Here is a 20,805-nt window from a genome sequence, read left to right as displayed (position 1 = left end):
GCCACTGCCGTGCAGTGCGTGAGCTGCCGGTCAGACGTTCGAGCTGTTGAACTGGCCCTGTATCTCGGACATCGCGAACCCCCAGATGGCGAGGATGAAGGCCAGCCACACCAGCGTCAGGATGAGTACGGCCACCCCCACCCAGCCGAGGATCTTGCCCGCCGTCGCGCGGCCGCCGAGCTTCTCCGCCTTGGACGCCTGCCACACTGCGAACGGGGCCAGGATGGGCAGCACCGTGACGCCGAGGATGCCCAGGACCAGTGAGGCGTCCGTGCTCTTGAGCACCTGCTGCTGCCGCTGGGCGTCCTCCGGGCTGCCGGGGACGTACTCCCACCGGCCGGTGGGCTGGGCGTAGGGCTGGTAGGAGTTGGTCGGCGCGGTCATGGCCCCTCGCCCGTGTGCGTCGTTGTTGCGGGCGGGGGCGTTCTGGCCGTCGGTGTCGTGGCCTCGCCCCGTGCCGCCGGAGTACCTCTGGCCACGGCTCGCCTCGTCCTGGGCGCGCGCCTGGGGCCGATCCGCGGAGGGCTGACCCCCTGCTGCGGGCTGGTTGCTCGTAGTCACGATCTGACCTCCGTGCCTTGACAATGTGCGAACACGACCATCCTGTCGCACGGGTCACACCCCCGGCAATAACCCTCTCCGCCGCCCCGCACGTGCACGGCGCGGCATACCATCGGTGGAAGTGGCCGCACCCATCCAGCCCGAGGAGAACCGTGACCCGCCCCGAAGACCCTGCCGCGCGACGTCGTCGTGGAACCGTCAGCGAACGGCTCCTGCGCGGCGGCACGGAACCGGACCCGCGGTTCACCCTGGCCAACGAGCGCACGTTCCTCGCCTGGATCCGCACTTCGCTCGCGTTCCTGGCCGGAGGCATAGCCGTGGAGGCATTCACGGGTGACGTCTTCGACCTGGTCGTGCGGAAGCTTCTGGCCGTGGTCCTGCTACTGCTCGGCATGCTTCTCAGTGCGGGCTCGGCCGTTCGCTGGCTCAACGTGGAGCGCTCGATGCGCCACGGGGCGCCCCTTCCGCTGCCGCTGATCGCACCTCTCGTGGCCGTGGGCGGGGCGATTGCGTCCGGCGTCCTCGTCGCGGTGGTGCTGACCCGGTGAGAGCCGCACCCGCTTCCGTGCCCTGCCCCCACGAGGACCCGGGGCTGCAGCCCGAGCGGACCGCGCTGGCGTGGGGCCGCACCATGATGACCCTGTGCACCGCGGCCGCCGTCTACCTGCGCTGGCTGCCCACCCACGGTGTCTTCGTGCTCTGCCTGCTCGCTGTGGCCCTGTGCCTGGCGGGCGGGATCTACGCGACGCAGCGACGCCGCTACCGCCGCGCCGCCACGGGGATCGCCGGGGAGCGGCTCACCCCGGACGCGGTGGCCGTGGGCCTGACGGCCGGGGCGTGCGTGGTGCTCGGGGCGCTTGGCCTCGTCACCATCCTCGTTTTCTGACGAGTTGTAGACACTTCCGCCCACCCGGGCGTGGGAACGGGCCACGGAATCGGCTGACGCCGCATAATAGCGGTCAGCCGTCGCGCCTCCTGCGCCGGCACCGGACCAACACTTTTGGGAGTACCCAGTGGCCTCATCCTCGACCGGTGGGGGAAACAGCCAGGCGGTCCCCGCACCGACCGCCCCGCACGATTCCCACCACCCAGATACTCCGCGCACCGGGCAGGATGAGCCGGCCGACGGTTCCCTGCACCGCACCCTGAAGCCCCGCCACCTGACCATGATCGCCATGGGCGGGGCCATCGGCACCGGCCTGTTCGTGGCCTCCGGCAACTCGATCAACACCGCAGGCCCGGGCGGCGCGCTCGTGGCCTACGCGGCCATCGGCTTCATGGTGTGGCTGCTCATGCAGTCCCTCGGCGAGATGGCCACGCACCTGCCCGTGGCCGGCTCCTTCGAGGAGTACTCCACCCGCTACATCAGCCGCTCGTTCGGCTTCGCCATCGGCTGGAACTACTGGTACAACTGGGCGATCACCGTGGCCGCGGAGCTCGTGGCCGCAGCACTCGTGATGCGCTACTGGTTCCCGGACACCCCCGCGTGGATCTGGTCCGCACTGTTCCTGGTCATCCTCTTCACCCTCAACGCCCTCAGCGCCCGCGCGTACGGCGAGGGCGAGTTCTGGTTCTCCCTCATCAAGGTCATCACGGTGGTGATCTTCCTGGTGCTGGGCGTGCTCATGATCCTGGGCATCCTGGGCGGGCCCTCCCCCGGCTTCCACAACTGGACCGCGGGCGAGGCGCCGTTCGTCAACGGCTTCACGGGCATCATGGCCATCTTCATGGTCGCGGGCTTCTCCTTCCAGGGCACGGAGCTCGTGGGCGTGGCCGCCGGCGAGGCCGAGAACCCCGGCAAGACGGTCCCCAAGGCCATCCGCACCGTGTTCCTGCGCATCCTGCTCTTCTACATCGGTGCCATCACGGTGATCGGCTTCCTGATCCCCTACACCGATCCGCACCTGCTCGCGAGCGACGTGCAGGACGTCTCCATCTCCCCCTTCACCCTGGTGTTCGAGCACGCGGGCGTGCTGGCCGCGGCCTCCGTCATGAACGCGGTGATCCTCACGGCCATCCTCTCGGCGGGCAACTCCGGCCTGTATGCCTCCACGCGCATGCTCTTCGCTCTTGCGAAGAGCGGCAAGGCCCCGCGGTTCCTGGCAAAGGTCAACCGCCGCGGCGTACCCATGTACGCGCTGCTTGCCACCACCCTGATCGGCATGTTCTGCTTCCTCACCACCCTGATCGGTGAGGGCGAGGCGTACGTGTGGCTCATCAACGCCTCCGGCCTGGCCGGATTCATCGTGTGGATGGGCATTGCCTGGAGCCACTACCGCTTCCGCAAGGCGTACGTGCTGCAGGGCGGGGACCCGAAGAACCTGCTCTACCGGGCGAGCTTCTTTCCCCTGGGGCCCGTGATCGCACTTGTCATGTGCGCCGTCGTGATCGTGGGGCAGGGCTACAGCCTCTTCACTGCTGGGGACGTCAACCCCCTGAGCCTGCTGTCCTCCTACCTGGGTCTGCCGATCTTCCTGGCCCTGTGGCTCGGCCACAAGCTGGTCACCAAGGACGAGCCCGTGGACCTGCGCACCGCGGACGTCTCCCCGGCGCACCACTGAGCCGCCCGGCGGCGTCGTCCCCCGTCATGGACGCCGCCGCCCGCGCACCTCGCACACATCTCCGCCCCGGTTCCGTGGGAACCGGGGCGGAGATGTGTGCATGGGAAATCAGTGGCTACCGGGATCCTGCATCCGCCGGGAACCCCCACCTGTCAGAATCCTGCACTGGCAGGGGTCGCCGTGCACCCGGGACCCTGGCACCGGGCGAGGCGACTTCGGCCGTTCAGTCCGAGATCAGGTCCCGAACGACGATGGTGTCGTCGCGATCCGGTCCCACGCCGATGGCGGAGATCCGGCACCCGGAGAGGTCTTCCAGTGCGGCCACGTAGTCCTGGGCGTTGCGCGGCAGGTCCTCGAGGGTGCGCGCGCCGGTGATGTCTTCCTTCCAGCCGGGGAACATTTCGTAGACCGGCTTGGCGTGGTGGAAGTCCGACTGGGTCATGGGCATCTCGTCGAAGCGCTGGCCGTCCACCTCGTAGGCCACGCACACGGGGATCTGCGGGATCCCGGTCAGCACGTCCAGCTTGGTGATGAACAGGTCCGTGAAGCCGTTGATGCGCGCGGCCTGGCGGGCCATCACGGCGTCGTACCAGCCCGTGCGGCGTGGGCGGCCCGTGTTGACCCCGAACTCGCCGCCCGTGGTGCGCAACCGCTCGCCCATCTCGTCGAAGAGCTCGGTGGGGAACGGACCGGCGCCCACGCGTGTGGTGTACGCCTTCTGGATGCCGATCACCCGGGTGATCCGCGTGGGGCCCACGCCGGACCCGACGCACGCGCCGCCGGCCGTGGGATTGGATGAGGTCACGAAGGGGTAGGTGCCGTGGTCCACGTCCAGGAACGTGGCCTGGCCGCCCTCCATGAGCACCACCTCGTCACGGTCCAGGGCCTCGTTGAGCATGCGCGTGGCGTCCACGATCATGGGTTCGATACGCTCCGCGAAACCCATGAAGTAGTCCGCGATCTCGTCCACCTCGAACGCGCGGCGGTTGTAGAGCTTGACCAGCAGCTCGTTCTTCTGCCGCAGGGCGCCTTCGATCTTCTGCCGCAGGATGGACTCGTCCAGGAGGTCCTGCACCCGGATGCCCAGCCGGCCCACCTTGTCGATGTAGGACGGGCCGATGCCACGGCCGGTGGTCCCGATGGCGCGCTTGCCCAGGAACCGCTCCGTGACCTGGTCGAGCGTCTGGTGGTATGGCGCCACCAGGTGGGCGTTCGCCGAGATGCGCAGGTGGGAGGTGTCCGCACCGCGTGCTTCCAGACCGTCGATCTCCTCGAAGAGGGCCTGCGGGTTGATGACCACGCCGTTGCCGATCACGGAGGTCGCGTTGGGGCTCAGGATGCCCGCGGGAAGGAGCTTGAGCTCGAACTTCTCACCGCCCACCACCACGGTGTGGCCGGCGTTGTTGCCACCGTTGGGCTTGACCACGTAGTCCACGCGGCCGCCCAGGAGATCCGTGGCCTTGCCCTTGCCTTCATCGCCCCACTGGGCGCCGACTATCACGATTGCTGGCATGGAAACACTCTCTATCCGGGTGTGGCCCGACGGCCGGAGGAACCAGCAGCCCAGTCTACCCGGCCAAGCCCTCCGGAGGCCGGTCGGGCCGGAACAGCGGTTGAGACCGGGCGGTGAACGGCGTCACACAGGTCGCAATCAGTGTCGACACAGGGAATTTGGACGAAATCGTTGCTTTTGCGCATGTCAGAGCGCACTCTTGGGGACACTGTGATGCGTCTGACTGCATTACTCGACGGGCAAAGGAACACACCATGAATCATGAGACAGGGGCAGGTCGTGGCAGAGCCGCCAAGACCTGCCTGGCCACGGCCCTCGGCCTGACACTGGCCCTGGGCACAGTGCTGCCGGCGAGCGCCGTCGAGGTCCCCCCGGGCGCCCCCGCGGACGACCTCAACCCCCAGGGCCCGGACCGCCTGATCAGCTCGGACCTCAAGGACGCCGAGGGCCAGGTAGCCGTCTTCGTCCAACTCCAGGGCCCGAGCGCCTTCGAGGCCACCCAACCGGAGGGCGTGCGCACCGGCACCCAGGATCCGGTGCAGGCCGCGGCGCAGGTGCAGGCCATCCGCCAGTCGGTTCAGAGCGCCGCATCATCCCTGGCCTCCGAATCCAGTTCCGACCTGCTCTACACGACCGCCAACGCCCTGCGCGGCGTGGCCCTGCAGGGCGACGCCGCCCAGCTGCGGGATCTCGCCAAGCGCTCCGAGGTCGTCAAGATCTCAAAGATCACCCCCCAGTACCGCAGCAACGCCGGCTCCGTGGTGGACACCAACGCCCTGAACTCGTGGTCCCAGACCGGCCAGACGGGCAAGGACGTGAAGGTCGCGGTCATCGACTCCGGCCTGGACTACACCCACGCGGACTTCGGCGGCCCAGGCACCACGGACGGCTACAAGAAGGCCAAGGCCTCGACCGAGCTGCCGGGCAAGGACTCCGACCTGTACGACCCCAAGAAGTTCGTGGGCGGCTACGACCTCGCCGGCGACTCCTACGACGCCCGCGTGGCCGGCAGCGTGCCGAAGCCGGACTCCAACCCGCTGGACTGCGAGGCGGGTGGACACGGAACGCACGTGGCAGGCACCACGGCCGGCTACGGCGTCGGCGCGGACGGCAAGACCTTCAAGGGCGACTTCACCAAGCTGACCGAGGACCAGGTCAAGAAGATGAAGATCGGCCCGGGCACCGCGCCCGAGGCCCAGCTGATGAGCTTCCGCGTCTTCGGCTGCGAGGGCTCCACAAACCTCACGATCAACGCGCTGGACCGCACCCTGGACCCCAACATGGACGGGGACTTCTCGGACAAGGCGGACATCGTCAACATGTCCCTGGGCTCCGACTTCGGCCCGGCGGACGATCCCCAGAACGACCTGATCGACGCCCTGTCACGGCAGGGCATCCTCTCCGTGATCGCCGCGGGCAACGCCGGGGACTTCCACGAGATCTCCGGCTCCCCGGGCAGCGCCCGCTCCGCCCTGACCGTGGCCAACTCACAGGGCAGCACGGCGGCCCAGGACAAGGCGCAGGCGCTCTCCCCGGACAGCGCCAAGGGTGAGCTGACCGGTTCCTACAGCGGCAGCTACGACTACTCCGGCGCGAAGCCCGAGGACCTGCAGGGTGACATCGTGGCGGCCCCCGTGGACAACAAGTTCGGCTGCACCCCGTTCTCGCAGAACTTCGCGGGCAAGTGGGTCATGCTCGACTGGGAGGACAACGGCCCGTTCCCCTGCGGCTCGAAGGTGCGCTTCGACAACGTGGCGGCCGCCGGGGGCAAGGGCGTGGTGCTCGAGTCCGACTACGCGGTGGACCCCTCTGCGATCGCCGGCAACGCCAAGATCCCGGGTCTGCTGATGGGCAAGAAGTCCGTGGACAAGATCAAGCCCGCAGTGCAGACCGGCGGGGCGAAGATCAAGCTGGCCCCGGAGTGGATCGGCGCAGCCAGGACGGACACCGGTTCCAAGGACCAGGTCAACGACTCCACGTCCCGCGGCCAGCACGGCAGCAACGGCGTGCTCAAGCCGGATGTCGCGGCTCCCGGCACCAACATCGGCTCGGCCGGCGTGTCCATGGGCAACGGTGTCTCGGTCAAGACGGGCACGTCCATGGCCACCCCGCACGTGGCCGGCATCGCCGCCCTGGTGCAGCAGAAGCACCAGAACTACAGCCCGCAGAACATCAAGTCCGCCATCATGAACTCGGCGGTTCACGACGTCCACGCGGCGAACGGCAAGACCTCCGCGGTGGACCGCGTGGGCTCGGGCCGCGTGGATGCGCTGCGCGCCGTGAACCAGGACGTCATGGTCTACGACAAGGCGGACACGTCCGTGGTCTCCTCGACCTTCGGGGTCACCGAGATCAGGAACGCGAGGGACACCTTCTCCCGTGAGCTCGTGGTGGACAACACCGGCGGGGCCGCGCACACCTACCAGGTGCGCTTCGACCCCTCCACCGAGGTCCCGGGCGTGAGCATCACCGCACCGGCCTCGGTCGCCGTGCCCAAGGGCGGCAAGACCACCGTCAAGGTGACCGCCACCGTGGACCGGGCGAAGCTGGAGAAGACCCACGACCCCTCGGAGGCCGTGACCCAGCTGGGTCTCGCCCGTCAGTTCCTGGCCACCGAGTCCGGCCGCCTGGTGCTGAGCGAGAAGGGCCAGGACATGCGCGTCCCGGTCTCGATCGCCCCGAAGCCCGTGGCAGACATGCGCGTGGACGGCGCCGCACTGAACCAGTGGGACAAGCAGGGTGACGCCACCGTCCCCCTGACCGGAACCGGAGTGGACCAGGGCGGCTGGAAGTCCGCCGTCGGCGCCTTCGAGCTGGGTGCGAAGTCCGACCGTCTGGCGTCCACCAAGCTGGCCGGCGGCAACTCCCAGTTCGCAGACCTGCAGTACGTGGGCGCGTCCTCAAATCTCCCGCAGCTGAAGGCTGACAAGGGGGACGCCGCCAGGGACGGCCTGGTGAACTTCGGTGTCTCCAGCTGGGGCAACGCCAGCACCATGAAGCCGGACGCCGAGATCCAGATCGCCATCGACAGCACCGGCAACGGCCGGGCCGACCACTACGTGGCCCTGGGCCGCGCGGACGGCCTGGACTACCCGGTGGCGAACCTCTACGGCTACGTCAACGGCGAGCTGAAGGTGATCGACCGCCAGCCGGTGAATGGCTCCTGGGGTGACACGGACACGAACACCTTCGACACCAACGCCGTGGTCCTGCCCGTGAGCACCGCGAAGCTGGGCATCGACCCCACCAAGAGCGGCACCAGGCTGAACTACCAGGTCTCCACCTACTCCGCGAACATCGACGGCGCGGTGGACCAGACCGAGACGATCTCGTTCAACCCGGTGGCCCCGACCGTCTCGTTCCGCGGGGAGAAGTTCAACAACTCGCTGTTCACGGACCTGCCCGGCAAGAAGCTGACCGCGCACCGCGGTTCGGACAAGGCCGAGGGCGAGGCACTGTTCCTGCACCTGCACAACGGCACCGGGGACCTCTCCGGCATCCACAAGGGTGAGGACGGCGCGAAGGCCGACGTCAAGCGGGTCCAGCCCGCGGCGTCGGTCCCCGGGACGCAGGATCCGATGTTCAAGGACGTGCCGAAGAACTACGTGTTCCACTCGGAGATCTCCTGGCTGGCCAGCAAGGGCATCACCAAGGGCTGGCCGGACGGCACCTTCCGCCCCACCCAGCCCGTGCAGCGTGACCAGATGGCCGCGTTCCTCTACCGGATGGCCGGTTCCCCGCAGTACACGCCTCCCACGAAGTCTCCCTTCAAGGACGTGCCCACCAACCACGTCTTCTACAAGGAGATCTCCTGGCTGAGCGAGCAGGGCATCACCAAGGGTTGGTCCGACGGGACGTTCCGCCCCACCCAGAAGATCAGCCGTGAGCAGATGGCGGCCTTCTTCTACCGGATGGCGGGCTCACCCTCCTACACGGCCCCGAAGGTCTCCCCCTTCAAGGACGTGCGCACCACGGACGTCTTCTACAAGGAGATCTCCTGGATGAACGGGCAGGGCATCGCCAAGGGCTGGGCAGACGGCACCTTCCGCCCGGGCCAGGCCGTGCAGCGTGACCAGATGGCCGCCTTCCTCTTCCGCTACGACCAGCTGAAGTAGGGATCTGGTCCCGGGCAGGTCTCCGACGCGTCGGCAGACCGCCCCAGGACGAGGGCCCGTGGCACCCACACCGTGTGGGAGCCACGGGCCCTTCCCATGCCCGACGGCATGTGGCGGCTTGCGGCCGGGTCCTGCGGTGGATCTGCGGGCCCACGTCCTGGTCGACCCCACAGCCCGGGCCACTGCGCTGGGAACGGGCCCGGTCTACCGCCCGTACAGGAGGGCCGCCTCGTCCCGCTTGGCGGCCACGGCCTCACCGAAACTCCCCGGCGCCGCCAGCTGCTCGAGGCCTACGGTCTCCGCGCACCTACCTGCGTCCCCGCCCGCGTGGACCAGGTTCCAGCGGGAGCCCACGTCCACCACGGACTGGTGCTTGATGTCGTAGTACCCGGGTTTGCCACTGAGCGCCACGCCCCTGGCTCCGTGCAGTGCGGCCGTGAGGTGGTGGTGGAAGCGGGTGGTGAGCCACACCTGGTGCGGGCCGAAGCTGAACTCGCCGTCCCACGCAGCCTGGAACGGGATGAACCCCTCGGGGGCGACGACGTCGCGCAGCCGCTCCCAGCCCAGGTGGTCCTCCCCGGGGATCGCCTCCAGGTAGCGCACTGACTCGCGCGGCAGGTCCCAACGCCGCAGCTGGGCCCGGGTGTAGTCCAGCATCCGCTCGAACGCCCCCTCCGCGAGGGTGTCCGACTGCACGCACACCACCACTTCGCTCGGGGTGACCGCGGTTGCCGCTCCCTCGCCCTTCTGCCCGGCCCGGAGCCCGAGCGCTCGGGCGTGGCGCGGGTCCTCGGCCAGGAGGAACGCGTCGTCGAACCCCAGAGGCACACCAGCGGCCTCGGCACTCGGGCGGTCCCGCACACTGAGGTGGTCCAGGTCCGCGAGGGTGTCCCCGGCGAAGGGCATGAGCCCCTGCCCCGTGGCGAACAGCCGCGCACCGGTGAGCTTGCGCACCGCACGCATGGCCTCCACGATCCGGAAGTTCTCGATCCAGTCCTGGTGCAGCACCCCGCCGCCCAGCAGGTGCACGGTGGCTGCTTCGCGCAGGGCGAGCAGCCCGGCGTCGTACTTGGGCGAGCCGAGGTCCGCGATCAGACTCTGCATGGAGCGCCCGGAGCCGTGGTTCATCTCGTGCATTGCGCGGAAGAGAGTGTTCACCACGTGCAGGCGGGGGTGCAGCCCGCGCAGCAGGGCGGTGGCGGTTCCCGGCTCGCGCACGTCCAGCCACACATCCGTGGTGGGCGCGACCTTCGCAAGGTGATTGACCCACGCCGCCGCGATCAGCTCGTCCCCGAAGTTCGGGTAGCCCGCCCAGGAGATCAGGTAGATCGGCGGCTTGCGGGAGGCCACGACACGGCGGTGGTCCTTCAGGAGGGTGCGCATGAACGCAGGCTACCCGCGGGCCCGGTAACCTCTTCTCCCATGACCTCCCCGTGCTCACCCCAGGATCCCTCGCCCGCGCCGCGCAGCTCGTCGAGCGTGATCCACGGCGGGAACCGCGAGCACTCCCCGCACGCGCCGTCGCAGCCGGCGCAGAGCAGCTACCTCAAGCCCCGCCACCTGGTGATGATGGCGCTGGGTTCGGCGATCGGCACGGGGCTGTTCGTGGGCACGGGTGCGGCCGTCAAGACGGCCGGGCCCGCGGTGCTGATCTCCTACCTGGTGGCCTGCACGCTGCTGGTGCTCGTGATGCGGGCGCTGGGCGAGATGGCCGCGGCGGACCCGTCCTCCGGGGCGTTCTCCACGTATGCCGGAAAGGCCATGGGACCGACCATGGGCCGTGCCCTCGGGTGGCTGTGGTGGGCGCAGATCGTGGTGGTGGTGGCCGCTGAGGCCACCGCCGCGGCCCAGCTGGTCACGGAGATGTGGCCGGGGCTGCCCCAGTGGGTGTGGGCGCTGGTCTTCATGGTGGCGTTCACCGTCATCAACCTGGTGCGCGTGGGTACGCTGGGCGAGACGGAGTTCTGGTTCGCCCTGCTCAAGGTGGCCGCCGTGGTGGGTTTCCTGGTGGTGGGCGTGCTCATGCTGCTGAACGTGCTTCCCGCCCCGAGCCCGGGACTGTCGAACCTCACGGAGCACGGCGGGTTCATGCCCAACGGGCTCACGGGCGTGGCCGCCGCGCTGCTCGTGGTGGTCTTCGCCTTCGGCGGCACGGAGCTCGTGACCATTGCCGCCGCCGAGACCGAGGACCCGCAGACCAACGTGGCCCGCGCCATCCGCACCATTCTGGTGCGCATCCTCATCTTCTACGTGGGCTCCGTGACGGTCATGGTCCTGGTGCTGCCGTGGAACAACGAGGGCCTGTCCTCCAGCCCGTTCGTCGCGGTCCTCACCGAGGCGGGCATTCCCGGCGCGGACGTCCTGATGACCGTGGTGATCATCCTGGCGCTGCTCTCCGCCCTGAACGCCAACATCTACGGCAGCTCGCGCATGCTCTTCTCCCTGGCCCGCCGCGGCTCCGCACCCCGCGCCCTGGGCCGCACCAGCGAGCGCGGCGTGCCGCGGGCCGCCGTGGTGGCCTCCGTGGTCTTCGGGTTCATCGCCGTGGTCCTGAACTACGTGTGGCCGGAGACGGTGCTGAACGTGATGCTCAACGTCATCGGCTCCACGTGCCTGGTGGTGTGGGGCGTGGCCCTGGTCTCGCAGATCATCCTGCGCCGCCGCGCGGACCGCGCCGGGGTGTCCTCCCCGCTGAAGATGTGGGCGTTCCCGTGGTTGTCCTACTTCGCGCTGGCGCTGCTCGCGGCCATCGTGGTGCTCGGGCTGCTGGACCCCTCGGTGCGCCTGCAGTTCATCGCCACGTTCGTGCTGGTCTGCCTGATCGCGCTGGCCTGCAAGCTCCTCATCCGGGGCGACGACGGCGAGCGCCGTCGTTCCGGTGCCTCGCGTGACGGTGCCGCGCACGACGACGCCGCTCCCCTGGTCTGAGCCCCGGCGCGGCTTGTCCGCCACGCGCCTGAACCGCTCCGCACGGGCGGGACGCGAGGAAGCCCCCGGTCCGCGGACCGGGGACTTCCTCGCGTCATCACTGCGGTCGTGCGGTCATTCCGTTATGCCGTGCACCGCCCACCTCGTGCTCGTGCCGTCACAGCGCCGCGGGCAGGTCTGGGAAGGCCGCCGCGACACCCGGTGAGCACAGCTGCCCCGCACGGGTCGAGAGCCCGGCGGCCAGGGCGGCGTCGGTGGCAAGGGCGGCGTCGACTCCACCGGCGAGCCCCATCACGTACGGCGTGGTCGCGTGGGTCAGCGCCTGCGTTGCGGTCACCGGCACCGCACCCGGGAGGTTGGCCACGCAGTAGTGGCGGATGCCGTCCACCGAATACACGGGGTCGTGGTAGGTGGTGGGGCGCGTGGTCTCGAAGCAACCGCCCTGGTCCACGGCCACGTCCACCAGCAGCGCGTGGGGCTTGAGCAGTGCCAGGTGCTCGCGCCGCACGAGCTTGGGAGCCGCGGCCCCGGGGATGAGGACGGAGCCGACCACCACGTCCGCGCGGGGAAGTTCCTCTTCGATCCGGTGGGTGTCACTCATCAGCACGCGTGCGGTCGGGAAGAGCGAGTCCAGCTGCCGGAGCCTGTCCCCGTTCGCCTCCAGGATCGTGACGTCCGCCCCGGCACCGACCGCGGCCCGTGCGGCGTGCTCACCCACGGTTCCGCCGCCGACCACCAGCACGGTGGACGGCACCACGCCGGGGACACGGCCCAGCAGGATCCCGGGGCCACCGGCGTGGAACTGAAGGTGGTGGGCGGCGTTCGCGATCGCCAGGCGCCCCGCGATCTCGGACATCGGACGCAGCAGGGGAAGCACCCGGCCCACGCGCACGGTCTCGTACGCGATGCCGGTGACGCCGCTTTCCAGCATGGCCTCCGTCAGCCCCCGGCTCGCAGCCAGGTGCAGATACGTGAAGAGCGTGAGGCCCGGGCGGAGGAAGCGGTACTCGGTGCCCACGGGCTCCTTGACCTTCACGATCAGCTCGGCCTGCGCCCAGGTCTCCTCCTGGGAGGTGACGTGCGCACCGGCGGCGCGGTAGTCGTCGTCGGCAAATCCCGCTCCCAGGCCCGCGGCCTCCTCCACGAAGACCTCGTGGTGCCGGGCGACCAGCGCGGTGACCATGGTGGGCGTGAGGCCCACGCGGGCCTCCTCGGGCTTGATCTCGCGGGGTACGGAGATTCTCATGGCGGCATGCTCCTCTCGTGGGGCGCGCCGCCCGGAGGGGATGCGCTCAGGCTCGGCGGTGAGCCCCGGCTGTGCCCTCATTGTGCCCGTCCTCGCCGCCCCCGGGACAGGGGAACGGGCAATGTGACCGGGGACCCGCCCCCTGGAGGGACGGGTCCTCGGAGCCGCGCGTTCCCGCGGGCGCTGACCTCAGTGAGCCTCGATCTGCGTGGCGGCCTGCGGATCGGAGTCGTCCAGGAACTTCTCGATCCGCGCGGCCTCGTCCATCTCGCCGATCTGCGCGGCGGCACGGCCGAGCGCGGCCAGGGCGCGCAGGAACCCGCGGTTCGCCTCGTGGGAGTACGGCACGGGGCCGTGACCCTTCCAGCCGTGGCCGCGCAGTGCGTCCAGGCCGCGGTGGTAGCCCACGCGCGCGTACGCGTAGCCCTCCAGGGTGCGGCCGTCCGCGAGCGCGTCCTCCGCGAGGATGGCCCACGGCAGCTGCTCCTTGGGGAACGCGGCGGCGAGGTCCTCGGCCTCGTCGCCCGCGTCGAAGCGGGCCACGAGCTCCGAGTTCTCCTCCAGGTAGGTGGGAGCCGGTTCGTCCAGCAGGTTCTTGCCGAGCAGTGCCACGGTGGTTCCTTTCCACGGTCGTGCGGGGTCCGCTGTCACTGTACGCACGCACGACGACGCCGCTCCAGGCCGTTCGCCACCAGGGTTGCCTCAGCCCCCGATCATGATTCCCACGCCCGGGCCCAGTGGCAGGTCCAGCACGTAGAACAGCGTGAGGATGAGCACCCACACCACCCAGAAGGGCACCACGAAGGGGATCATGCGGGCCATCACCGTGCCGAGCCCGGCCGAGGGCTCGTACTTCCTGAGCATGGTCAGCAGCACCACCATGTAGGGGTTCAGCGGCGTCATGACCTGGGTGGCGGAGTCCCCCACCCGGAACGCGGCCTGGATGAACGCGGGCTCGAAGCCGAGGATCCCGAACATGGGCACGAACACGGCGGCCATGAGCGTCCACATGGAGGAGCCGGAGATGATGAACAGGTTCAGCAGCGAGCACAGGACAATGAACCCGATGATCACCGGGAAGCCGCTCACCCCGGCGTTCTGCAGGCCCTCGGCGCCCGTCACGGCGATCCACGAGCCGATCCCGGACCAGTTGAACAGGGCGATGAACTGCCCCAGCACGAAGGCGAGCACCAGGAACGAGATCATGTCCCGCAGGGCGGCACCCATCATCACGGGCACGTCCCGGAACCCGCGCACGGTTCCCGCCACGCGGCCGTAGACGTAGCCGCTCACGGAGAAGAACGCGAAGATGATGAACACGATGGACGCCAGCAGCGGTGACTTGGGAAGGAAGTGCCCAGCCTCGTTGCGCCACGGCGAGTCCGGCAGCAGGGCGAAGACCACCATGGCCACGCCGATCAGCACGAACACACTGCACGCCCATGCCAGGGCCTTCTTCTCCCTCGGGGACAGCGCCGCCTCCACGTCCGGCTCTCGGGACTCGGCCACGGTCTGCTCGTCCCCCACGATCCGGATGGCACGGGTGTCCGTCATGAGCTGGGCGGTCTCCGGGTTGACCTCGTCCCGGGAGACACCCGCCCGCTCCACGCGCGGCTCCACGATTCTGTCGATGACCCACCCAGCCACCAGGGACAGCACAAGCGCGGCCACGATGTTGAACCAGTAGTTGGACAGCGGGTTCACCTCAGTGGCGCTCTCCGCGAGCGCCGGCACGGTGGGGATCACCGCGTTGGTGATGCCCGCGAACAGGGCGTCGAGCGAGGTCGGGAAGATGTTCGTGGAGTACCCGGCGCCCGCGGCCGCGAAGCCGCCCAGCAGCCCCGCCACGGGGTGGCGGCCCGCCGCCTTGAAGGCGAGCGCCGCGAGCGGCGGGATCACCACGAACGCCGAGTCCGCCATGATCGAGCCCACCACGCCCACGAACCCCACGGTGTAGGGCAGCAGCCACCGCGGGGCGCTGCCGATCGTGAATCGGATGGCCGCGGCCAGGAACCCGGACTTCTCCGCGATGCCGATGGCCAGCAGGATCGTGGCCACCGTGACGAGCGGCGGGAAGCCGATGTAGTTCTCACCCAGGGTGGTGGTGAACCATGCGATCCCGTCCCCCGTGAACAGGCCCTGGATGGCCACGGGTTCGTCCTTGCCCGGAACCTGCACCACCACTCCGGCCCACGCCATGGCCGTGGAGACCGCCGCGGTGATCAGGAACAGGATGGTGAACAGCGCAAAGGGCTCGGGCAGCCTGTTGCCCACCCGTTCGATTCCGGAGAGAAGACGATCCCCCCGGCTGGGCCTGGTGGTGGCGGTGGCGTTCATGGGTGCTCCGTGGTGGTCGGTGGTGTGGAAGGTGTGGTCCGGGGCGGCGTCGTCGAGCCGGTGCCGGAGAAACGGTGGAACGCCCCGTCCCGGGCGCTCAGTCGAAGTAGTCGGGTACGGAGATCCCGCCACCGCTCGCCCGGAAGTCCTCCGCGACGTCGGCGGCCAGCTCGTCGTCCGTCAGGTAGTCGAGGGCCACAGCGGCCAGTCCGTACGCGCCGTCGAGACCGGCGCGCTCCGCGCGCGGGGAGCCCGCCGCCTCCGCGAACTCGCGGGAGTGCAGCCCCGTGTCCTCCGTGGCGATGCCGATGAGCGGGTGGATCCCGGGGACGCGGTAGCTGACGTTGCCGAAGTCCGTGGAAGCGGCCAGCACCTCGGACAGTGTGCCCGCGGGGTAGGGGTCCCGCCCGCGCCGCTGCTGCGCGAGGACCCAGCGGTCGGACAGCGGGCCGTTGCTGAGCACGGGCAGCGTGGCCGGGGAGGTGTCCCACGCGACGCTCACGCCCACCCCGGCCATGAGCGCTGCGCCCTCCATGACCTCGCCCACCCGCTGGGACAGGGCGCTGAGCGTCTCGGGGCGCTGGGACCGCACGTAGAGCCGCAGGGTGGCGGACTCGGTGATGATGTTCGGCCGCTCGCCGCCCTCGGGCAGCACCGCGTGGATGCGGTCCGTGGGCGGGGTCTGCTGACGCAGCAGCCCGAGGCCCTGGTAGGCGAGCACGGCGCCGTCGAGCGCGTTGCGGCCCATGAAGGGGTGCGACGACGCGTGGGAGGCCCGGCCGTGGAAGGTCACCTCGCACTGGCGCCGTCCGAGCCACACCTGGTCCGTCAGGTCGGTCATGTATGGGTGGACCATGGCGGCGGCGTCAACGCCCTCGAGCGCACCGTTGCGGGCCATGATCTCCTTGCCGCCCTCCCCCTCCTCGGCGGGGGTGCCCAGGTAGACCACGCGTCCGGAGAACGCGCCGGGCTCCTCCCGCAGCAGTTCGGCGAGCGCGACGAACGCCCCGAGGCCCGTCACCGCGATCACGTTGTGCCCGCAGCCGTGGCCGATCCCCGGCAGGGCGTCGTACTCGGACATCACGGCGATGGTGCGGTGGGATCGAGGGTCGAAGTCCTCGGAGGAGACCTCCGCGTGAACGGCGGTGTCCAGCCCGAACGCGGGGCTCTGCGCCTCGATCCCGTGCCGCGTGAGGTGCTCCCTGATGCGCCGCGCGGCGCGGTGCTCATGGAACGCCGTCTCCGGGTCCCGGTGGAGTTCGTGCAGGATGCGCACGAGGTCCTCGGACTGCGCGTCCACGAGGGTCTCCAGCCGCTCCTGCGCCGCGGGCCCCGCACCGTGGTGGTCCCGCAGGTGGTGCGCCAGCTCCCTCTTGCGGCGCTCCGTGTCCCGCTGCAGCTGGCCCAGGTAGGCGCGCGAGGGCTCAGGCGGTTCGTGCTCCGGGGCGGACCGTGGTGCGGGCGGCGTGGACTGCTCGCGCGGGGATGCCATGCCCAGGACGGTAGCAAGGGCATGACCCACAACACAACGGTGCCCCGCACGCGGACGTGCGGGGCACCGGGGAGGGACGTGCGGGCTACTTGATGGACGTGCCCGCGGAACCGAGGTTCTGGCAGGCCTCCACTACGCGGGCGGCCATGCCAGCCTCCGCCTCGGCGCCCCACACGCGGGGGTCGTACTTCTTCTTGTCGCCGACCTCGCCGTCAACCTTCAGGACGCCGTCGTAGTTGCGCAGCATGAAGCCGGCCACGGGGCGGGTGAACGCGTACTGGGTGTCCGTGTCCACGTTCATCTTGATCACGCCGTAGGACACCGCGTCCGCGATCTCCTGGGCGGTGGAGCCGGAGCCGCCGTGGAACACGAGGTCGAACGGGCGGTCCTTGCCGATGTTCTTGCCCACCTCGTCCTGGATCTCCTTGAGGAGCTCCGGGCGCAGGCGCACGTTGCCGGGCTTGTAGACGCCGTGGACGTTGCCGAAGGTCAGGGCGGTGATGTAGCGGCCCTTCTCACCGGTGCCGAGCGCCTCGATGGTCTTCATGCCGTCCGCCACGGTGGTGTAGAGGGAGTCGTTGATCTCGCCGACCACGCCGTCCTCCTCACCGCCGACGGCGCCGATCTCCACCTCCAGGATGATGTGCGCCTTGTTGGTGCGCTCCAGCAGCTCCTGGGCGATCTTGAGGTTCTCGTCCAGGGGGATCGCGGATCCGTCCCACATGTGCGACTGGAAGATGGGGTCCTCGCCGCGGGCCACGGCCTTCTCGGACTCGGCGAGCAACGGCAGCACGAAGCCCTCGAGCTTGTCCTTCGGGCAGTGGTCCGTGTGCAGGGCGATGTTGACGTCGTAGTTCTTCGCCACTTCGCGCGCGAACGCGGCCATGGCCAGCGAACCGGTGACCATGTTCTTCACGGACGCACCGGACCAGTACGCGGCGCCGCCGGTGGAGGCCTGGATGATGCCGTCCGAGCCCGCCTCGGCGAAGCCGCGGATCGCGGCGTTCAGGGTCTGCGAGGAGGTCACGTTGATGGCCGGGTAGGCAAAGCCCTTCTCCTTGGCACGGTCGATCATCTCGGAGTAAACGTCAGGGGTTGCGATGGGCATGGTGTGCTCCTTCTTCTGGGTTCCCGATGCACGGTTGGACCGTGGCCTGAGGCCTCTTCCCAGTCTAGGCGACCGGGGGCGGGCACCTGTGATCCGCGCTATGGTTCCCACCCACCACAAGCCCCACCTTGCGGGGCGGCGCGGACGACGCCGAGGGGTCACCACCGCACCCCGGCACCGCAGGATGCGGTGCCGGGGTGCGGTGGCTCATCTCGTGACATCACAACCGCCAGCACGAGCTGGTCTGCGGGATGCCCTTGAACCGTGCGTCCAGGTAGACGAGCATCGAGGGAATGCCTTCCAGGGAGGCCCCCACATGGGTGGGCGTGGCGAGCGTCTGCATGGAGACGTTCACGCCGGAGGCGCACCATTTCTGGGCGAGCCGTCGGCCCGACTGGTAGGGCACGACGTCGTCCGCCACGGTGTGGGCGATGCGCACCGGGACACGAGGGTGGCGGCCCGCGGCACCGATGGTCTGCTCCTCCAGGTACGCCTTCAGAGCGGGGTCTCCGAGCAGCTGGAAGAAGGAGCGCCCGTCAGCCGTGAGCTTCTCGGACGGCACCAGGGCGTCGGAGAGGACGGTGCCCACCAGGCAGCTGTCCTGGGCCTTGTCATAGCGCCTCTGCCCCTCCGCATTGAGTCTGTCCCGAACCGCCACCCCGGAGTCCTCGGCCGCCCCCATCACGTAGAAGGACAGGCCGGAGAAGAGAGAGGAGTCGATGTGCTGACCCGTGAGTGTGAGGTCCGCGGGCGGCGCACCCACCCAGGCACTCTTGAGCTGCACCTCCGGGGCGTACTCAGGGGCGCTCTCCGCGGCTGCAGCCGTGGCACCGCCGCCCTGCGAATATCCCACGGCGGCCACGGGGGTCTTAGCGTCCACTCCCTCCATGCCGAGCTGTTGCGCACCGCGCACGGCATCGAGCACGGCATGAGCCTGGTCCACGCGGTTCATGTAGGTGTGGGCGCCGTCAGTGCCCAGACCGATGTAGTCCGGGGCCACCACGTTGTAGCCGGCATTGATCAGGCCGGCCAGGCTGAGGCCTTCGTAGTTTGTGCCCATGGCCATCTGACGGGACGGCGCGCACGAGTCGCCCATACCCTGGGTGCCCGAGGACAGCACCACGAGCGGCCGTGGACCGGGCTTGCGCCACGCAGCCTTGGACTGCAGCACGGTGCCCGTGGTGGCCACGGCCTGGTTCTTGCTGTTGGTGCTCCTGTACATGATGCGCGTGGCGGACGCATTGGGCTTGATGAGCTTGACGGGGTCCAGGTAGAACGTGGACGGCTCCGAACGCACCACGCCCCCGTTGGCGGCAGGCAGCTGCGCCGGGGTGCTGTAGAAGTCCGTGTCCGTGGAGCTGCGGAGCTTCTTCAGCGCATCCTCGCGGGCAAGATCATCGCGGGTCAGACCCTGCTCCTGGAGCTTCTGGTCCTGCTCGCTGCGCGGCAGCTCGGAAAAACCGCCATCTGGTGCGGAGCCTGCTGCGCTCTGCGCATGCGCGGGCTGCAGTCCAGCAAGCAGCAGCCCAACACCCAGGGCGAGGGCACCCGCAGAACGCCGCAAGGACGATGGCCGTGTGGTCGAGGCAGCCATGAGCATGCGAACCTTTCATCATGTGATTTAACTCACATGACCATACGGTAACTTCTGTCTCCTGGATATGGTCGGCCGGGCTTTTTCACGCTCCCGCGCCCTTCGTGACGTCGGACGAGGGCGCAGGACGCTGCTCGAACACGTGGCGGCGGATCCATGCATGCATGGTCACGGCGGCGGCCGCTCCGGCGTTGATGGAGCGGGTGGAGCCGAACTGCTCGATGGCCAGCACCGCGTCCGCCTCCGCCACGAGGTCCTCCGAGACCCCCGGGCCCTCCTGGCCGAAGACCAGCACGCAACGCTCTGGCAGGTCGAACATCTCGATCAGCTGCGAGCCGGGAACGTTGTCGATCGCCAGCACCGCAAGCCCCTCCTGGCGCGCCCAGTTCATGAACTCCGCGACGCTCGCGTGGTGGCGCACGTGCTGGTATCGGTCGGTGACCATGGCCCCGCGGCGGTTCCAGCGGCGTCGCCCGATGATGTGGACCTCACGCGCGAGGAACGCGTTGGCGGTGCGCACGACGGAACCGATGTTGAAGTCGTGCTCCCAGTTCTCTACGGCCACATGGAAGGCGTGGCGGCGGGCGTCCAGGTCCGCGATGATCGCGTCCATGCGCCAGTAGCGGTACTGGTCCGCCACGTTGCGGCGGTCGCCCGCGCGCAGCAGCTCCGGGTCCCAGTGCTCCCCGTCGGGCCACTCGCCCTGCCAGGGGCCCACGCCGACCTCTCGATCAGCGGGCAGTTCAGAGTCAGTCAAGCCCCAGCTCGTCCTTGGAGTAGGCGTACAGGCACGGGACGCCCGCGGTCTCCTCGATGCGCTCCTTGGCGCCGGTGCGGCGGTCCACGATCACGGCAACGGCCACGACGTTCGCGCCCGCCTTCTGCAGCGCCTCCACGGCGGTCAGGGCGGAACCGCCGGTGGTGGAGGTGTCCTCGACGACCACCACGTTGCGGCCCACCACGCTGGGGCCCTCCACCTGACGCCCCATGCCGTAGGACTTCTGAGCCTTGCGCACCACAAAGGTGTCGACGGCGCGGCCCTGGTCCCCGGCCGTGCGCATGATCGCGTTGCCCACCGGGTCCGCGCCCATGGTGAGCCCACCGGCGGCGTCGAACACGGTCCCGGCCTCGTCCAGCAGACCGAGCATGACCTGACCCACGTACCGGGAGGCCTCGTGGTGCAGGGTCACGCGGCGCAGGTCCACGTAGTAGTCCGCTTCGATGCCGCTGGCCAGCGTGACCTTGCCCCGCACCACGGCGAGGTCCTTGATCAGTTCGCGCAGGCGCTCACGGGCGGTGGCCAGGTCCACGGGAGAGAAGTCGGTGCTCATACGGGCAGTTTACGTGCCG

16 protein-coding genes are annotated in these 20,805 nt (G+C 69.4%); 5 read left to right on the top strand and 11 right to left on the bottom strand.

Annotation, left to right across the window (positions count from 1 at the left end):
* Positions 1 to 30: 30 nt before the first annotated feature.
* Positions 31 to 561 carry a DUF4190 domain-containing protein gene (locus FS770_RS11510; RefSeq protein WP_145011945.1) on the bottom strand — a complete coding sequence of 177 codons (531 nt, stop codon included), beginning with the start codon at positions 559 to 561 and terminating at the stop codon, positions 31 to 33.
* A gap of 152 nt (positions 562 to 713) precedes the next feature.
* On the opposite strand from FS770_RS11510, the gene FS770_RS11505 reads away from it, so the two are divergent.
* The 3 genes from FS770_RS11505 (at position 714) to FS770_RS11495 (ending at position 3,122) form a co-directional block, all read left to right on the top strand.
* The gene (locus tag FS770_RS11505; RefSeq protein WP_238693896.1) at positions 714 to 1,109 is read left to right on the top strand and encodes a YidH family protein; all 396 of its coding nucleotides are present in this window, start codon (positions 714 to 716) and stop codon (positions 1,107 to 1,109) included.
* Positions 1,106 to 1,447 carry a DUF202 domain-containing protein gene (locus tag FS770_RS11500; RefSeq protein ID WP_094393159.1) on the top strand — a complete coding sequence of 114 codons (342 nt, stop codon included), beginning with the start codon at positions 1,106 to 1,108 and terminating at the stop codon, positions 1,445 to 1,447. The genes FS770_RS11505 and FS770_RS11500 overlap by 4 nt, the downstream gene beginning before the upstream one ends.
* A 127-nt stretch (positions 1,448 to 1,574) precedes the next feature.
* The gene (locus FS770_RS11495; protein ID WP_425323837.1) at positions 1,575 to 3,122 is read left to right on the top strand and encodes an amino acid permease; all 1,548 of its coding nucleotides are present in this window, start codon (positions 1,575 to 1,577) and stop codon (positions 3,120 to 3,122) included.
* A gap of 223 nt (positions 3,123 to 3,345) precedes the next feature.
* Here FS770_RS11495 and FS770_RS11490 read toward each other — a convergent pair whose 3' ends face one another.
* Positions 3,346 to 4,635: an adenylosuccinate synthase gene (locus FS770_RS11490; RefSeq protein ID WP_145011942.1), complete on the bottom strand. Its 1,290-nt coding sequence runs from the start codon at positions 4,633 to 4,635 to the stop codon at positions 3,346 to 3,348.
* Between the two features lie 254 nt (positions 4,636 to 4,889).
* Here FS770_RS11490 and FS770_RS11485 point away from each other — a divergent pair, with 254 nt between their 5' ends.
* Entirely contained in the window at positions 4,890 to 8,750 is a 3,861-nt protein-coding gene (locus FS770_RS11485) for a S8 family serine peptidase (RefSeq protein ID WP_145011939.1), read from the top strand.
* Between the two features lie 204 nt (positions 8,751 to 8,954).
* On the opposite strand, the gene FS770_RS11480 is transcribed toward FS770_RS11485, so the two are convergent.
* On the bottom strand, positions 8,955 to 10,133 hold the full coding sequence (locus FS770_RS11480) for a polysaccharide pyruvyl transferase family protein (protein ID WP_145011936.1): 1,179 nt from the start codon (positions 10,131 to 10,133) through the stop codon (positions 8,955 to 8,957).
* Between the two features lie 39 nt (positions 10,134 to 10,172).
* Between FS770_RS11480 and FS770_RS11475 the strand changes: the two genes are divergently transcribed.
* Positions 10,173 to 11,678 (top strand): amino acid permease, encoded by a 1,506-nt coding sequence (locus tag FS770_RS11475; RefSeq protein WP_244944902.1) that lies wholly within the window; start codon positions 10,173 to 10,175, stop codon positions 11,676 to 11,678.
* A 157-nt stretch (positions 11,679 to 11,835) separates the two neighbouring features.
* On the opposite strand, the gene ald is transcribed toward FS770_RS11475, so the two are convergent.
* The 8 genes from ald to pyrE form a co-directional block, all read right to left on the bottom strand.
* Positions 11,836 to 12,924: an alanine dehydrogenase gene (ald, locus tag FS770_RS11470; protein ID WP_145011933.1), complete on the bottom strand. Its 1,089-nt coding sequence runs from the start codon at positions 12,922 to 12,924 to the stop codon at positions 11,836 to 11,838.
* Between the two features lie 189 nt (positions 12,925 to 13,113).
* Entirely contained in the window at positions 13,114 to 13,536 is a 423-nt protein-coding gene (locus tag FS770_RS11465; RefSeq protein ID WP_186366772.1) for a DUF3151 domain-containing protein, read from the bottom strand.
* A gap of 90 nt (positions 13,537 to 13,626) precedes the next feature.
* The gene (locus tag FS770_RS11460) at positions 13,627 to 15,261 is read right to left on the bottom strand and encodes an AbgT family transporter (protein WP_145011930.1); all 1,635 of its coding nucleotides are present in this window, start codon (positions 15,259 to 15,261) and stop codon (positions 13,627 to 13,629) included.
* 97 nt (positions 15,262 to 15,358) lie between these two features.
* Positions 15,359 to 16,753, bottom strand: coding sequence for a M20 family metallopeptidase (locus tag FS770_RS11455; RefSeq protein WP_145011927.1), 1,395 nt, complete (start codon positions 16,751 to 16,753; stop codon positions 15,359 to 15,361).
* Positions 16,754 to 16,838: 85 nt separating this feature from the next.
* Positions 16,839 to 17,861 carry a class II fructose-bisphosphate aldolase gene (gene fbaA, locus FS770_RS11450; RefSeq protein ID WP_055084213.1) on the bottom strand — a complete coding sequence of 341 codons (1,023 nt, stop codon included), beginning with the start codon at positions 17,859 to 17,861 and terminating at the stop codon, positions 16,839 to 16,841.
* A gap of 220 nt (positions 17,862 to 18,081) precedes the next feature.
* Positions 18,082 to 19,455, bottom strand: a complete 1,374-nt coding sequence (locus FS770_RS11445) for a lipase family protein (protein ID WP_244944901.1) — start codon at positions 19,453 to 19,455, stop codon at positions 18,082 to 18,084.
* A gap of 85 nt (positions 19,456 to 19,540) precedes the next feature.
* Positions 19,541 to 20,212: a TrmH family RNA methyltransferase gene (locus FS770_RS11440; RefSeq protein WP_126874212.1), complete on the bottom strand. Its 672-nt coding sequence runs from the start codon at positions 20,210 to 20,212 to the stop codon at positions 19,541 to 19,543.
* Positions 20,205 to 20,786 carry an orotate phosphoribosyltransferase gene (gene pyrE, locus FS770_RS11435; RefSeq protein WP_145011922.1) on the bottom strand — a complete coding sequence of 194 codons (582 nt, stop codon included), beginning with the start codon at positions 20,784 to 20,786 and terminating at the stop codon, positions 20,205 to 20,207. The genes FS770_RS11440 and pyrE overlap by 8 nt, the downstream gene beginning before the upstream one ends.
* Positions 20,787 to 20,805 lie beyond the last annotated feature (19 nt).

This window comes from Kocuria salsicia (genome assembly GCF_007681555.1).
Lineage (GTDB): Bacteria > Actinomycetota > Actinomycetes > Actinomycetales > Micrococcaceae > Kocuria > Kocuria salsicia.
This window is presented reverse-complemented; position numbering and strand designations above follow the sequence as displayed.

What these genes read in the sequence shown, in the direction of transcription:
- FS770_RS11490 (WP_145011942.1), bottom strand. Translation starts at nt 4,635, where the DNA reads ATGCCAGCAATCGTGATAGTCGGCGCCCAGTGGGGCGATGAAGGCAAG.
- FS770_RS11485 (WP_145011939.1), top strand. Translation starts at nt 4,890, where the DNA reads ATGAATCATGAGACAGGGGCAGGTCGTGGCAGAGCCGCCAAGACCTGC.
- FS770_RS11480 (WP_145011936.1), bottom strand. Translation starts at nt 10,133, where the DNA reads ATGCGCACCCTCCTGAAGGACCACCGCCGTGTCGTGGCCTCCCGCAAG.
- FS770_RS11475 (WP_244944902.1), top strand. Translation starts at nt 10,173, where the DNA reads ATGACCTCCCCGTGCTCACCCCAGGATCCCTCGCCCGCGCCGCGCAGC.
- ald (WP_145011933.1), bottom strand. Translation starts at nt 12,924, where the DNA reads ATGAGAATCTCCGTACCCCGCGAGATCAAGCCCGAGGAGGCCCGCGTG.
- FS770_RS11460 (WP_145011930.1), bottom strand. Translation starts at nt 15,261, where the DNA reads ATGAACGCCACCGCCACCACCAGGCCCAGCCGGGGGGATCGTCTTCTC.
- FS770_RS11455 (WP_145011927.1), bottom strand. Translation starts at nt 16,753, where the DNA reads ATGGCATCCCCGCGCGAGCAGTCCACGCCGCCCGCACCACGGTCCGCC.
- fbaA (WP_055084213.1), bottom strand. Translation starts at nt 17,861, where the DNA reads ATGCCCATCGCAACCCCTGACGTTTACTCCGAGATGATCGACCGTGCC.
- FS770_RS11445 (WP_244944901.1), bottom strand. Translation starts at nt 19,455, where the DNA reads ATGGCTGCCTCGACCACACGGCCATCGTCCTTGCGGCGTTCTGCGGGT.
- pyrE (WP_145011922.1), bottom strand. Translation starts at nt 20,786, where the DNA reads ATGAGCACCGACTTCTCTCCCGTGGACCTGGCCACCGCCCGTGAGCGC.